The 13,583-nt window shown below is 64.4% G+C and carries 12 protein-coding genes, 1 pseudogene and 1 riboswitch; of the genes and pseudogenes, 6 read left to right on the forward strand and 7 right to left on the reverse strand.

Annotated elements, in window-relative coordinates; translation table 11 throughout:
* Window positions 1-73 precede the first annotated feature (73 nt).
* Window positions 74-850 carry an NAD(P)H-dependent oxidoreductase gene (locus tag R2N16_RS25070; RefSeq protein ID WP_316669696.1) on the reverse strand — a complete coding sequence of 259 codons (777 nt, stop codon included), beginning with the start codon at window positions 848-850 and terminating at the stop codon, window positions 74-76.
* Between the two features lie 87 nt (window positions 851-937).
* Here R2N16_RS25070 and R2N16_RS25075 point away from each other — a divergent pair, with 87 nt between their 5' ends.
* Window positions 938-1,831 carry a LysR family transcriptional regulator gene (locus tag R2N16_RS25075; RefSeq protein WP_316669699.1) on the forward strand — a complete coding sequence of 298 codons (894 nt, stop codon included), beginning with the start codon at window positions 938-940 and terminating at the stop codon, window positions 1,829-1,831.
* Window positions 1,832-1,862: 31 nt separating this feature from the next.
* On the opposite strand, the gene R2N16_RS25080 is transcribed toward R2N16_RS25075, so the two are convergent.
* Window positions 1,863-2,501 carry a LysE family translocator gene (locus tag R2N16_RS25080; RefSeq protein WP_316669701.1) on the reverse strand — a complete coding sequence of 213 codons (639 nt, stop codon included), beginning with the start codon at window positions 2,499-2,501 and terminating at the stop codon, window positions 1,863-1,865.
* A 123-nt stretch (window positions 2,502-2,624) separates the two neighbouring features.
* Window positions 2,625-3,080, reverse strand: a complete 456-nt coding sequence (locus tag R2N16_RS25085) for a hypothetical protein (protein ID WP_316669703.1) — start codon at window positions 3,078-3,080, stop codon at window positions 2,625-2,627.
* A 312-nt stretch (window positions 3,081-3,392) separates the two neighbouring features.
* Window positions 3,393-3,473: riboswitch (cyclic di-GMP riboswitch) on the forward strand.
* Between the two features lie 62 nt (window positions 3,474-3,535).
* Here R2N16_RS25085 and R2N16_RS25090 point away from each other — a divergent pair.
* Window positions 3,536-4,390, forward strand: a complete 855-nt coding sequence (locus R2N16_RS25090) for a spherulation-specific family 4 protein (RefSeq protein WP_316669705.1) — start codon at window positions 3,536-3,538, stop codon at window positions 4,388-4,390.
* 120 nt (window positions 4,391-4,510) lie between these two features.
* Window positions 4,511-5,593, forward strand: coding sequence for a calcium:cation antiporter (locus tag R2N16_RS25095; protein ID WP_316669707.1), 1,083 nt, complete (start codon window positions 4,511-4,513; stop codon window positions 5,591-5,593).
* A gap of 77 nt (window positions 5,594-5,670) precedes the next feature.
* Here R2N16_RS25095 and R2N16_RS25100 read toward each other — a convergent pair whose 3' ends face one another.
* Complete coding sequence (locus R2N16_RS25100; protein WP_316669709.1) at window positions 5,671-7,050, reverse strand: FAD-containing oxidoreductase; 1,380 nt, start codon at window positions 7,048-7,050, stop codon at window positions 5,671-5,673.
* A gap of 198 nt (window positions 7,051-7,248) precedes the next feature.
* Window positions 7,249-7,683, reverse strand: a complete 435-nt coding sequence (locus R2N16_RS25105; RefSeq protein ID WP_316669711.1) for a hypothetical protein — start codon at window positions 7,681-7,683, stop codon at window positions 7,249-7,251.
* A gap of 200 nt (window positions 7,684-7,883) precedes the next feature.
* Here R2N16_RS25105 and R2N16_RS25110 point away from each other — a divergent pair, with 200 nt between their 5' ends.
* On the forward strand, window positions 7,884-8,393 hold the full coding sequence (locus R2N16_RS25110; protein ID WP_316669712.1) for a DUF1697 domain-containing protein: 510 nt from the start codon (window positions 7,884-7,886) through the stop codon (window positions 8,391-8,393).
* Between the two features lie 16 nt (window positions 8,394-8,409).
* Here R2N16_RS25110 and R2N16_RS25115 read toward each other — a convergent pair whose 3' ends face one another.
* Window positions 8,410-9,270, reverse strand: a complete 861-nt coding sequence (locus R2N16_RS25115; protein ID WP_316669714.1) for a c-type cytochrome — start codon at window positions 9,268-9,270, stop codon at window positions 8,410-8,412.
* Between the two features lie 639 nt (window positions 9,271-9,909).
* The gene (locus R2N16_RS25120; protein WP_316669716.1) at window positions 9,910-10,110 is read right to left on the reverse strand and encodes a hypothetical protein; all 201 of its coding nucleotides are present in this window, start codon (window positions 10,108-10,110) and stop codon (window positions 9,910-9,912) included.
* A 22-nt stretch (window positions 10,111-10,132) separates the two neighbouring features.
* Between R2N16_RS25120 and R2N16_RS25125 the strand changes: the two genes are divergently transcribed.
* Together R2N16_RS25125 and R2N16_RS25130 are read left to right on the forward strand one after the other, a co-directional pair.
* Complete coding sequence (locus R2N16_RS25125; protein ID WP_316669719.1) at window positions 10,133-12,988, forward strand: type VI secretion system Vgr family protein; 2,856 nt, start codon at window positions 10,133-10,135, stop codon at window positions 12,986-12,988.
* A gap of 38 nt (window positions 12,989-13,026) precedes the next feature.
* Window positions 13,027-13,583 (forward strand): annotated as a pseudogene (locus tag R2N16_RS25130) (RHS repeat-associated core domain-containing protein); the annotation flags it as partial.

The following is a 13,583-nucleotide window of genomic DNA, read 5'->3' on the forward strand; positions in this document are numbered from 1 at the left end:
GGCGCGCTGTATCCGCTACAGCGCGCCGCCGGAGGTGAAGGTCAAATTGTAGCGTTTGCCGTCCAGACGAGGTCTAGGCGAGATGCGCAGCGAAGCCTGATTTTCCGGGTGCGATCTCCGCGCGCAGCGTGAGCGACGGGATCTCGTATTCGCCGGCATTCTGCTGGCGGAACGGGATCGGCGCGGCGGTGAACAAGGTGTCGAGCCGCTCGCCCAGCGCCTGGGTGGTCTGCGCAAAGCGCGTCGCGTCCATACGGCCGGTGCGGTAGCTCACGAACGGCGGCACCACGTCAAAACCGGGGTAGTACAGGACGCCGTGCTGGATCGGGAACAGGATGTCGTCGATCGGGCCGTTGATGCCGCGCGCGCTGTAGTGCGATTCCCAACCGCCGGTCGTGACAATCAGCATGGCGCGTTTGCCGGCGAGTGTGCCTTCGCCGTAGCGGTCGCCCCAGTGGGTGTCGGAATGTTCGCCAACGCCATAGGCGAAGCCGTACGCATAGACGCGCTCGACCCAGCCCTTGAGGATGGCCGGCATCGAAAACCACCACAGCGGAAACTGCAGGATCACGGCGTCGGCCCATTGCAGCTTTGCCTGTTCGGCAGCAATGTCCTCGGCTTGCAGGCCATTCTCGAATGCGTGCTTGGAATCGAGAGACGGGTGGAAATGCGGCCCGACCGGCGCGACGGCGCTGTCGCTGGCATCGAGCGCGGCCTTCCATTGCATGGCGTACAAATCCGAGACCTGCACGGTGTGGCCGAGGGCTTCCAGACGCTGGACGGCAAAGTCCTTGAGGGCACCGTTGAGCGACTTGGGTTCGGGGTGGGCATAGACGATCAGGACATTCATGGCGGGCAACTCCAAATAAGGAATGGCTTCAGAATGCGTGTCATCCAGGTATATTGGAAATGAATTATCAATATTCCAGGCATAGCCATGAATAATCTCAGGCGGTTGGACCTGAACCTGTTGGTGACACTCGATGTGCTGCTGACCGAGCACAACGTCACGCGTGCAGCGGAGCGGCTGAACTTCTCGCAGCCTTCCGTGAGCGTGCATCTGGCCAAGTTGCGCGACATCTTTGGTGATCCGCTACTGCTGCCTGGCCCGCGCGGCATGCGCCCGACTGCCCGCGCTGAAACCTTGCGCGAACCGCTGCGGCTGGCGCTGGAAGCCCTGGAGCAGGCCGTGGCGCCCGCCAGCCCGTTCGACCCGGCGCAAGCCACCAACACGTGGCGTGTGGCCGCCACCGACTATGGCGAATCCACCATCGCGCTGCCCGCGCTGAACACACTGCGCGCACGCGCGCCGGGCACACGGCTCGCCATGCTGGAGCTGGTGCCCACGCGTATCGAAAAGCAAGCCGAGCAAGGGGAGATCGATCTCGCGTTCCACACCACAGACGGCGCACCACCCGGCCTGCGCCGCCGCGCGCTATTCACTGAGCGCTATGTGCTGATCGGCCGCGCTGGACACCCGCGACTGAAACGCAAGCCGACGCTGGCGCAGTTCTGCACGCTGGATCATGTGATCGTGTCGCCCGATGGCGGTGGCTTCTTCGGCGTGACAGACGAAGCTCTGAAGTCAGCCGGTGCGACGCGACGCGTGGTGCTGTCGGTGCCGCACTTCCTCTTTGTGATGACGGCGGTCGCCAGCACTGACATGGTCGCGATGCTGCCGGAGCGGCTGGTGCGCGGGGCCAGCGCGCTACAGGTGGTTGAACCGCCGGTGGACGTGCCCGGGTATGAGATGTCGATGCTGTGGCATGAACGCATGCACCGAGACCCAGGGCATCAGTGGCTGCGAGACGTGATTGCGGGAGCGGTCTAGCCGGTCGCCCCCGAAGCCGTCACGGAAACGACTACAGCCCGACCTTGGGCGCCGTGAAGATCAAGCGCAGCCCAAGCGCACCGATCGCCACGGCCGCCACGCGATCGACCCAGGTCTTGGCACGCAGGTACATCTCACGCAGCACCCGGCTCGAAAAGCACAGTGCGACGATGGTGTACCACCCGAACTCGACCAGAAACACCAGCGGCGGCAGCACGAAGTAGCACCACACCGGCGGATGCTGCGGCAGCAGCGCAGCAAAGATACTGCCGTACCAGATGGCTGTCTTGGGATTGCTCATCTGCGTGGTGATGCCGGTCCAGAACGACTTGCGCACGCTGCCCGCTTGCTGCGTCAGGCGATCGTCCATCACCATGGGTTGCTTGGCGCCGCGCCAGATCTTCCACGCCATGTAGGTCAAATATGCGCCACCGGCAATCTTGAGACCGATGTAGAGCCACTCGACGGCCTGCAGCAACGTATACAGCCCCGCGAGCGCCAGGCCACCGAAGAACAACGCGCCCGCGCCCATGCCAAGCGCAGTGGCCAAGCCATCGCGGCGCGACAACCCGATGGCATTGCGCGCCACCAGCACAAAACTCGGTCCGGGAATCATGGCGCCCAGCAACAGCGCAACCAGAATGGCAAATACAGCGGCAGATGCAGTCATCGCGCGACTCCTTGTGTGGGCGCAGACGTTCACAGATGCAGACCGCGATTCTGCCACGTCGACGGCTCCGGCGTCGGACCGCATGGCGGGGCGGCGGCACCGCTGCCGCCACCCGCCCTGCGCTTACTTGCACTGCGGCTTGTTGATCGACACGTCATTCAAGTCGGCCGAGGTGTAGACCGCCGGCACGTTCGCATCGCCCGCAACCGTCATGGCCGCGTTCAGGTTCGCCAGCGCCTGGAGATGGCCAGCCTCGCCGCTTGAAAAGCGCTGCTGCGCCGGTTTCGATGCGCCATACATGCCGTTACACAGCAACGCCTTGTGGAAAACTTCCAGGACCGCGATCCGCGCAAAGTACGTCTCGCGCCGTTCGGCCGCAGTGGCCGGCGCATGGTTGATCTTGGCGTAGTGGTTGGCACACTGCGTGCCGAGAATCGGGTACGCATCCTTGATGCCATCGCATGTTGCGACGGTGGCGGGCGGCGCAGCCAACGCGGCCGTGGCCGCCAACGATGCGATCAGGGACACCACCGCCAACAGCACGATGCGGATGACAGGCACATTCGAGCGGATATTCATTGCAGGTTCTCCTCAGTCAAGTGTGGATAAAAAACACAGCGGCAACCGATCGCGCTGCGTGGACTGAAGATACGGGCGGGGTATGCGGCGGCGGAATGCACCAGAGGTTCTGGTGCAGGTCAGGGGAAACGCGGCATGGGAGGAATGGCGGCAGGCCGTCTGTGCTTCTTTTTGCGTCGAGGGTTGATTGCCATGGCAACGCACAACGTGGGATCCCGGCAACGCTTCTTGCAGCAGCCGGCCCATTTGCGCAATCTCCGTTTGCCGTGCTGGCGCGGCCCCGGTAGAGTCCTTTCCCAATGGGTTCACACCCAGAGGTCTGGGCAAAACCGGAGTGATCCGGCGACGCAAAGCTATAGGGACTTCGCTGAACGAAGTCAGCCAGTTGCCCGCCAACCCGCAACGGGGGCGGGCCTGAGGACACACGTAACGAACTGCGTGGTCGGGGGCGCATCATGAAAACGATACAAACGGGGGGGCGTTCGCCCGCATCCGCCACGCTGGCCGTGGCATCGCAACTGGGCAACGCAAAGCGCAGGTTCGCGCGCGCCGCATGTGCAGCTTTCGCTCTGGTGTCCGGCGCGCTGATGGGCGCACCGCATGCCAACGCTGAAGGGCTGCTGGTGCCGTCCTATATCTATCCGTCGGGCACCGGCGCAACGCAGTGGGGTGCGCTGGCCACGGCGGCATCGTCGGTACCCACCACGGTCATCCTCAACCCGAACAGCGGTCCGGGCACGACGCAGGACGCCAACTACGTTGCCGCCGTCGCCAAGGTGCATGCCGCGGGCGGCAAGGTGATCGGGTACGTGTCCAGCTCATACGCAAACCGGTCGTTGTCGGCCGTGGTGCAGGACATCAACACCTACCAGGCGTTGTATCAGGTAGACGGCTTCTTCATCGACGAGATGACCGCCGACAGCACAACGGCACACATCCAGTTCTACCAATCGGTCTACAACTACATCAAGGGGCTGTCGCCCAACTACACCGTCACGGGCAACCCGGGCACCAATGTGCCGGAGATCTATGCCAGCCTGCCGGTGGCGGACCAGCTCGTCGTGTTTGAAGACAGCGCCAAGCACTACGCCAGCTATGCACCTCTGGCGTGGCAAGCCAGCTATCCGAAGGGCCGGTTTGCCCACATCGTCTATGCAGCCTCGGCCACGCAGATGCAGACCTTCGTTCGCAACGCGTCAAGTAAGGGCGCTGCCACCGTGTACATCACCAACAAGACGCTGCCGAATCCGTACGGCGCGCTGCCGACTTACTGGAGCCAGGAGGTGTCGGCGGCAGCCGTTGCACCGTGACGGCACGGGCGTGACGCACTCCATGTGCGGGCTGATGCTCCGCACATGCTTTATATTCGGGCCACACCGCATCCACCCTTCGCCGCACGCCGGCGTTGAGGCAACAACAAGGAGAACTCAGTGGCCCATTCGTCCAACAAGCTGCCCCCCTGGACAGTCGCTGCCCCGCTGCTCGCGTGGGTGGTGCTGGTCGGCGGCTCGTTCATGACGCCTCCCGGCTGGCTGATCGCGCTGATGGCGCTCGCACTGGCCGGCGCCGTCTTTGCCGCCGTCCACCATGCCGAAGTCGTCGCGCACAAGGTGGGCGAGCCCTTCGGCACGCTGGTCCTGGCGATTGCCGTGACCGTGATCGAAGTCGCGCTGATCGTGTCGGTGATGCTCTCTTCCGGGCCAGAGAAAGCGGGATTGGCACGCGACACTGTGTTTGCCGCGGTCATGCTCATCTGCAACGGGATCGTCGGTGTGTGCCTGTTCGTAGGCGGCCTGCGCCACCGCGAGCAAGCCTTCCAAGCCCCGGGCGCCACCGCCGCGTTGGCCGTGCTGGCCGCGCTGGTCACGCTGACCATGGTGCTGCCCAACTACACGAGTTCGACGCCGGGGCCCGTCATGACCTCGTCGCAGCTCGCGTTTGCCGGCGTGACATCGCTGGTACTGTACGGCTGCTTCGTCATCGTGCAGACCATCCGCCACCGCGACTACTTCCTCGTCGACAGCGCCAACGAAGACGTGCACGCACCGCCGCCGCCCGCACGCGTGGCAGCGCTCAGCGCGGTATTGCTGATGGTGTCGCTGGTAGCAGTCGTGGGTCTGGCCAAGGTGCTGTCGCCCTCGGTGGAAGCCGCCATCCTGAATGCCGGCGCGCCGCCCGCCACGGTGGGCATCGTCATCGCCGCGCTGGTGCTGTTGCCGGAATGCCTGGCGGCCCTGCGCGCCGCCAATGCTGACCGTATCCAGACGAGCCTGAACCTCGCGCTGGGCTCGGCGCTGGCGAGCATCGGGCTGACCATCCCCACGGTGGCCGCCGTGTTCATCTGGATCGGCCGGCCGCTCGAGCTGGGCCTGGGCGCAAAAGAAATGGTCCTGCTGTTCCTCACGCTGATCGTGTCGTCGCTCACGCTCGGCAAGGGCCGCACGACCATCCTGCACGGGGTCGTGCATCTGGCGATCTTTGCGGCGTACCTGTTTCTCTCGATCGTGCCCTGAGCGGCACACTCGGTCTCTGGTGGATGCTTGGGGCGCCTGATTGGCGCCCCTCGTTTTTTTGGGCACCATGCCTCGCGTTATTGCACCGGCTCCATGCTTTGCAGCAATGTGGGAATCAGCTCCGACACCGTCGGGTGGATGTGCATGGCGCGGCTGATGGTCGAGTAAGGCGCCTTGGCATACATCACGTCGAGGATCGAATGCACCGCCTCGTCGCCGCCCACACCCAGGATCGACGCGCCGAGAATTTCGTGCGTCAGCGCATCGACCACCACACGCATGAAACCCTGGCTCTCGCCCTTCTCCACGGCCCGGCCGACGCGTGTCATCGGGCGGTTGCCAACCAGCAGCTCGCGCCCCGACTGCCTGGCTTCCGTGAGCGACATGCCGATGCGCGCAAGCGGCGGGTCGATGTACATGGCGTACGCCTGGATGCGGTCCGACACCGTGCGCGGGTCGCCGTCGAGCAAGTTGGCCGCCACGATCTCGTAGTCGTTGTAGGCCGTGTGCGTGAACGCCCCGCGGCCGTTGCAATCGCCCATGGCCCAGATGCCGGGCACGTTGGTGCGCAACTGCTCATCAACGCGGATATTGCCGCGCTTGTCGATTTCCACGCCGGCCTTGTCGAGGCCCAGATCATCGGTATTGGGCACGCGCCCGACCGCCATCAGCAGATGCGAGCCCGACACCTCGCGCGCGCCGCTGCTGCAGTCCAAGCCGACCACCACATTGGCGCCGTCACGTCGCACGCTCAGGCAATCGGCATTGACCTGCACGTCGATGCCCTCGGCTTCGAGAATCTCGCGCACCGCCTGCGATACGTCTTCATCTTCGCGCGCGATCAGGCGCGGGCCTTTCTCGACAATCGTCACGCGCGCACCGAAGCGACGAAACATCTGGCCGAACTCCAGCCCGACGTAACTCCCGCCGATCACCACAAGGTGCTCGGGCAGAAAATCCACGTCCATCATGGTGGAGTTGGTAAGAAACGGCACTTGATCGAGCCCCGGCATGGGCGGCACCAACGCCCGGCCGCCGACGTTGATGAAGATGCGCTCGGCTTCGAGCACTTCATTGCCAACGCGCACGGTCTGAGCGCTCTCGAAACGGGCGTGGCGCTCAAAGACGGTGCCGTGCTCCAGGCCGCGTACCCATTGCTCCACGCCATGGCTGGAGCGCCCGGAAATCTCATCCTTACGGGCCTTCACGCGCTGCATGTCGACGGTGACACCGCCGTTGATCACCACGCCGTATTCGGCTGCACGCTGTGCCATGCGCGCCGCATAGGCGCTGGCCACCATGGCCTTCGTGGGAATACAGCCGGTGTTGACGCACGTGCCGCCAAAGCGGCCGCGCTCGATGATGGCCACCTTCATGCCCGCGCCGGACAAGCGTGCAGCCAGCGGTGGGCCGGCCTGCCCGGTGCCGATGATGATGGCGTCGAAGCGTTGCGTCATGGCGCTCTCCTTCGTGTTCGGACCGATCGTGGCCGTCTCGCTATGGTAGGCGGCACACGGGGCAACGGCGAGAACGGCGAGAACGGCCGGCGACAGTTTTGCCGACGCGCTGGGCGACGTACGCGGACAGCGCCGTCGCCGAAAGGAGAGCAAGAAAGCGGCCGGCGCGCTCAGTGGCGAGCGGCCCGGCGCATCACATCAATGGTGGTGATGGTGCTTTCCATGGCGACGGTAGCCGCGGCCGCGGTCGTCGCGGTCGGAATACGAATTGCGTTGCACGTTGCCGCCCAGTGCCGCACCCGCGCCGCCGCCCACGCCCGCGCCCACGATGCCGCCCGTGCGGCCACCCATGGCATTGCCTGCTGCCGCGCCCACGCCGCCACCCAACGCCCCACCCACGATGGCGCCCTTGCGCTCACGGCCATTGGCCGTCAATGCGCCGCCTGCACCGCCGCCAATCGCCCCGCCGATGACCGAGCCGGTCTGCCCGCCCAGCGCGCCGCCCACGGCTGCCCCGCCAGCGCCACCCAGCGCGCCGCCCAGGGCATTGCGCAGATCATCCGCCGCAGCGGGCAAAGCCGTCAGGCCGGCGAGCGTTGCCACAAGCAGGGCAGGTGCAATTTTCTTCAACATGGTGTTCTCCTTTTGCGCAAATGCAGGATGCGGCACGCAGACTCAACGCTGAGACGGCCGATCCGGGCTCGATGATTCGGGGCGCAGAATACAAGTCGCGCAACGGGGCGGGTTAAACACATTCGTCAATCTCGTAACAGAATGTTGCTAGTCGGGGTGCCCCCGTAAGCCATTGATAAGACAGAACAGCAGGAGAACCCATGCCCAGCTACATCGCCTTCCTGCGCGCCGTGAACGTGGGCGGCACCGGCAAACTTCCCATGGCCGAATTGCGTGCGATGTGTGAATCGATCGGCCTGACCGGCGTACGCACCTACATTGCGAGCGGCAACGTGGTCTTTCAGAGCCGGCTGGCGGAAGCGACCGTCAAGGCGAAGCTGGAACGCTGCCTGGAGGATTACGCCGGCAAACCCGTGGGCGTGCTCGTGCGCACAGGCGCCGAACTGGCGGCGGTGCTGGAAGGTAACCCGTTCAAGACGGCGGCGCCCAACCGGACGGTCGCGATTTTTCTGGATACGCCGCCACCCGCCGATGCATTTGCCGCCGCCACCGGCCGCCGGACGGAAGAGATGGCCCTGGGCACGCGCGAAATCTACGTGCACTACGGTGACGGCATGGCCGATTCCAAGCTGAAAATCCCCGCCGCCAAGACGGGGACGGCGCGCAACATGAACACCATCGCTACGCTGGTCGACTGGGCGACCGAATAGCGGCGCTAAGCGCAGGTCATTGCGCCGCAGATTTGCGCTTGGTCATGTGGTGCAAATACGCCAGCAGATCGTTGAGCTGCGCGTCGGACAGCGTCTTCTCGTCGATGGCCGACATGCGTGCGTTGGGCCACCAGCGCAAGGATTGCGGATCGCGGATCAGGTGGCGCAGCTTCTCGTCGCCGAGGTATTCCACGGGGCTGTAAGGCACGTTCAGGTCGGGGCCAAGGTTGGCGTCGCCGGCACGATTGAGCGTGTGGCACGAGAAGCAGACGCGCTGGAACGTGGCGAAACCGCGCATGACGGCCCCATCTGCGGGCAGCCCCGCGGCGGGCCGGATGGCCGCGAAGCGCTCGCCGGGCAGCGCGGCAATGTCGATGCGCACGATGCTGTAAGTCCACAGGCTTTCGTTCACAACCGAGGCCTTGGCCGGCGGCGCCGTCCAGATCAGCCGGAACGGGCCGATGTCCTGGCCCTTGAGCGTCGGCCACGGTGAGGCGGGGTCTTCCACGGCCAGCCAGGCGCGCGGGCCATCGGCGCGATCGGCCAGCAGCAGGCGCATCGGCAGGTGGGATACGTAGCCGTCGCTGGCGGCGGTGGTGGCGCTGGCTTCCGGGCTGACCGTCTGCCCACGGAATAGCGCCGTCACCGGGATCGCCTTGAAGGTCAGGCGGCGCTTCAGGTTCTGGTCTTCCACGGTAACGTTGGTCAGGTGCGGATCGTGCAGCAACGCATCGCGCGACAACGCGCGGTGCTCCGTGCCGATGTTGACGGTCAGCGTCGCGCCGTCATCAGGGGCATCGGCTCCATGGGCGGCGCTGCCGAACGCCACGCATGCGCCGAGCATCCACCCGGCCATCGTCGCAAGCCAGTTCTTCATGAGGTCTCCTGTGGGCGAATTGGGCCCAAATTGGGCCATTTCGTTGCGACGAGAGTGTAGGCAAGCGCACGAGGTTTGGCACGGTTTTCGTTATCGATACATCTCTGCTTCCACGCGCCGCCTGACGGTCTGCAACGCGGCATCGAGCCGCTCTAATGCATCCAGATCAGGCCCTGCCCGGTTGCAGGCAGCGGCGCCAGTTCTAGATGCAGCATCTCGGCAACGACCTTGAAACCGGGATACGTCAGTGCGTCCAACCGCTATGGCTTGGCTTCGTCTCCCTCATTGGGCGAGCCAGGCTTGTACGGCTTCGGCCGTGCCGATCGTTATGTCTCGGTGTTCCAAACCTGCCTGTGCTCGCCCACCCCTCCCAAGGGTTGGGCGCGGTTCCGTTCATCACATGAAGAGGAATGCCGTGACCTGCTCGATCTCCCACGCCGCCAGTTCACCCGCGGTGTTCAACCGCAACGCTGCCGGCAACACGTGCGCAACAAGGGCACCAGATACGCCGTGCCACCTCAATCAACAACGCTGACTTTATGGGCGTGCCTGGCCCATAAGGCCCGCTGGCGCCGATGTTGCAGCATCGGTGCGGGGGCTTGCCTGGGTTCGCCCGCCCTTTGCCCGCTGTGAAGCACGTCACGCATCCACGACTTCGGTCGTAATGCTGGCAACGTCGATATTCGTCGCGAATTGAACGTTCGGCCGCAAGGAGGCCGTCGACTCGCCATCAACATGTGAATTCTTGTTGGGTTGATAGAAGTCGGAGACCGTGCAAGCTAGCCTTGCCAGTTCCCCCGCGTCGGCTGCTGGTTGGGCTACTGCCAGCGCGGATTCCATGACTTCTGTTGGAACGCCGCCCATGGGCAACCGTCCTGCTTTGCTGAATACGCGCACAGTGTCCGTCACGGGCCACGGCCTGCCAGAGATTCTGGGCAAACCGGCGTTGGTGTTCTCCAAGCTCTCTGGCACCGAGCGGCTGTGCGAACTGTTCGAGTACGAAATCGAACTCAAGACCCCGGACAACCACAACGCTCTACACGGGCCCGCCGCCAATCTCGACACGAACGCGCTGCGCGGGCAGGAACTCACCACCACCATCGCACTGGACGGCCCCGACGCCGGCACCCGTGAAATCACCGGTATCGTCACGGATGTACATGGGCCGATCCCAGAAGGCCGTCAGATCAAGTACCGTCTCACGCTACGCCCGTGGCTGTGGCTTGCAACGCTGAACCGTGATACGCGCATCTTTCAGCAGCAAACCGTCGTCGAGATTCTCGATACCCTCCTGGACGGTTACGTCTTTCCAGTTGACCGTCGCCTGGACGTGGTGCGCTACCCCAGGCGCGAGTACCAGGTCCAATACAACGAGAGCGACTTCGAGTTCTTCCAGCGCCTGACGCAGGAATGGGGCATCGCCTGGCACATCGAGCACTCGGGCGGCAAACATCGTTTGGTGCTCACCGACGGCAACGGCGCGTTTGGTCCATTCCCAAGTCCCGCCTATCAGACCATCCGCTGGCAGCCGTCTTCCGACCGCATCGACGAAGAACATCTGCACACCTTCGAACTGCACGACAAAGTCGTCTCGGGCCAATGGGCGGCCACCGACTACGACTTCGTCAAACCGAGCGCCAACCTCACCGTCCGCGCCGCCGATCCGCTCGATACCGCCCACGCCAATGCTCAAGTGCGCGAATGGCCCGGTGACCACAGCCAGCCTACTACCGGAAACGACCCTTGGAAGGAAGGCGACCAGATCGCCCGCATGCGCATGGAGGCCCTGCGCCAGCACGGCCGCCGAGCCCGGGGTGCCGGCAACGTGCGTGCGATGGTCCCAGGCTGCACCTTCACCCTCACGCACTTCGTCCAGAGCGACGCCAACCGCGAATACCTCATCCTTGGCGCCCAGCTTCTGATTGAGGATGTACCCGAATCCTCTGGCGACAATCAAGCGTGGCGTTGCGAAGTGAGCTTCACCGCCCAGCCCAGCAACGAACTCTTCCGCCCTGAGCGCATCCAGCCCAAGCCAAAGACAACCGGGCCACAAACGGCCATCGTCGTGGGACCGGAGAACCAGGAGGTCTGGACCGACGAATACGGCCGCGTCAAGGTGCAATTCCACTGGGACCGCATCGGCCAGAAGAACGCCAACAGCTCGTGCTGGGTGCGCGCATCGTCTCCGTGGCAGGGCGAACGTTTCGGTGCCATCCAGATTCCGCGCATCGGGCAGGAAGTGATCGTCGACTTTCTGAACGGTGACCCGGACTGTCCCATCATCACGGGCCGTGTTCCCAACCGGGACAACATGCCCCAGTGGCCGCTGCCTGAACACCATGCTCTCTCCGGCGTGGTGAGTAAGGAACTGTTCGGCGGACGCACCAACACCTTCGTTCAGGACGACACCCAAGGCCAAATCCAGACGCAGCTCCAGAGCGACCACCAAAGCTCCTGGCTGAGCCTGGGCTTCATCACCCGCATCGCGCGAGGTATCGGGCGCAAAGACAAACGCGGCGAAGGCTTCGAGTTGCGCACTGACGCCCAAGGCGTCGTGCGGGCCGATGGTCTGCTGCTCACCACCGAAGCCCGGCCCAACGCCCAAGCGCACCACAAAGACCTGGCCGAAACCGTCCAGCGCCTGACCGTTGCGCGCGAACAGCAAGAGACCTTTGCCGAACTCGCGCAAGAACACGAAGCACAAGACCCGACGGACCAAGCCGAAGTCGCCCGCGCCATCAAGGCTCAGAACGACGACATCCGGGGCAGCGGCGCAGCCAACGCCGAGAGCGGCAGCTTCCCCGAACTCAGCGCACCTCACCTCGTCCTGGCCAGCCCCGCGGGCATCGAAGCCACCACGGCCAAATCGATGCACTTGGCCACCGGTGAGCACCTGGCGCTATCAAGTACCGGCCACACCAGCCTCGCCGTCGGGCAGAAGCTCATCGCCAGCGTCAGCCGTGGCGTGCGCATCTTCATCCAGAGCCTGGGCTGGCGCCTAGTCGCCTTCAGCGGCGACATCGATCTGCGGGCGCTTCAGAACAGCATCAACCTGCTGGCCAAGCTCGACATCAAGGCTACGGCCAATCGCATCACCATCAGCGCCAAGCAAGAACTCGTCATCAGCGGGGGCGGCAGCGGTACCACGTATCACGCTGGGGGCATCACGCACAAAACGCCAGCCGCTTACACGGTTCAAGCCGGCAGCTACACCGTCACCACCGGTGCCCGGCAGACCGCGCAGTTTCCGGGCGAACCGAAGCCCGGCAAGGGCAATCTGGAGATCTTCAACCAGTACGCCAACCGGCTAGGCATCAAGGAAGGCCACTTCCAGGTTGAGGATGCCCTGGGCAAGATCACCACCGGCAAGCTGGACGCCAAAGGCTTCGCCGCCGTCTCCGGCATTGCGCCCGGCCCTGCCAAGGTGACGTTTGGTGCCGACCCGGCAGATACCTGGGCCGAAGGCAGTTACGTCGCCAGGCCCTCTTGGCCGCAGACCGACGGGGTCGCGGAGAGCGCACTCGCAGCCGCACCGAATACCAGTGCAAGTGCCGCCGCTACGCAAATCCTGAAAGCCTCACAGCAGCCAGCCAGCGCAGCCAACATCGGGACGTCTGGCGCCCGGCTGCTGAGCAAGTCGCTGCCGGCGAACCTGTCCGCGCTTACCAAAGCGTCCCCGCATTCGATTCCGTCGATTCGTAACCCCGGAATCGTCTGAGCCCATCGGCTCATCAACACTTTCATCTGACCGGAACCATGGCAACACCGACGCCCAAGCCACGCGAGCGAGAAACCGCTATTGCCCCCTTGAACACCATCGCGGTCGAAGACATCGGCCGTGGCGCCGCTACGGTAGATGCCTGGCTGCGCCACGCCAGTGGCAATGTCGTGACGTTGGAGCGCATCAAGATGGTGGCCGGCAGTTTGCCGGTCGTCGGCAACATCATCGCACTGGTCGATGCCCTGGGGGACGTCATCGTTCTGGTACGCACCAAAGCTAGCAACTTTCTCGACTGGGTGAGTCTGGGCATCAACCTCATTGGTGTCATCCCCATGCCGCCGGGCATGGCGGCCGCCCGCATGAGCTTGCGCCCAACCCTGGCGCTGGTGCGCCAGGAACTGAGCATGGGTGCCAAAGCCGTGCTGGGTGATGCGCTGATTGAAGTCGTTGTCGGCCACCTGAACGCCACCATCGTTGGCGAGATCGACGACTTCGTGAACAAGGCCCAAAACAAGCTCGCCGGCATCCTCAACGATGCCGGCGAACTGGGCGCCGAGATGGTCATACAGACGGCCGATGGCCTGGAAAAGGT

It is taken from the genome of Ralstonia psammae (genome assembly GCF_958405935.1).
In the GTDB taxonomy this organism is placed as follows: Bacteria; Pseudomonadota; Gammaproteobacteria; order Burkholderiales; family Burkholderiaceae; genus Ralstonia; species Ralstonia psammae.

Excerpts from the sequence above, each read along its gene's own strand:
- R2N16_RS25070 (WP_316669696.1), bottom strand. The coding sequence starts at position 850 with ATGAATGTCCTGATCGTCTATGCCCACCCCGAACCCAAGTCGCTCAAC.
- R2N16_RS25075 (WP_316669699.1), top strand. The coding sequence starts at position 938 with ATGAATAATCTCAGGCGGTTGGACCTGAACCTGTTGGTGACACTCGAT.
- R2N16_RS25080 (WP_316669701.1), bottom strand. The coding sequence starts at position 2,501 with ATGACTGCATCTGCCGCTGTATTTGCCATTCTGGTTGCGCTGTTGCTG.
- R2N16_RS25085 (WP_316669703.1), bottom strand. The coding sequence starts at position 3,080 with ATGAATATCCGCTCGAATGTGCCTGTCATCCGCATCGTGCTGTTGGCG.
- R2N16_RS25090 (WP_316669705.1), top strand. The coding sequence starts at position 3,536 with ATGAAAACGATACAAACGGGGGGGCGTTCGCCCGCATCCGCCACGCTG.
- R2N16_RS25100 (WP_316669709.1), bottom strand. The coding sequence starts at position 7,050 with ATGACGCAACGCTTCGACGCCATCATCATCGGCACCGGGCAGGCCGGC.
- R2N16_RS25105 (WP_316669711.1), bottom strand. The coding sequence starts at position 7,683 with ATGTTGAAGAAAATTGCACCTGCCCTGCTTGTGGCAACGCTCGCCGGC.
- R2N16_RS25110 (WP_316669712.1), top strand. The coding sequence starts at position 7,884 with ATGCCCAGCTACATCGCCTTCCTGCGCGCCGTGAACGTGGGCGGCACC.
- R2N16_RS25115 (WP_316669714.1), bottom strand. The coding sequence starts at position 9,270 with ATGAAGAACTGGCTTGCGACGATGGCCGGGTGGATGCTCGGCGCATGC.
- R2N16_RS25120 (WP_316669716.1), bottom strand. The coding sequence starts at position 10,110 with ATGGAATCCGCGCTGGCAGTAGCCCAACCAGCAGCCGACGCGGGGGAA.
- R2N16_RS25125 (WP_316669719.1), top strand. The coding sequence starts at position 10,133 with ATGGGCAACCGTCCTGCTTTGCTGAATACGCGCACAGTGTCCGTCACG.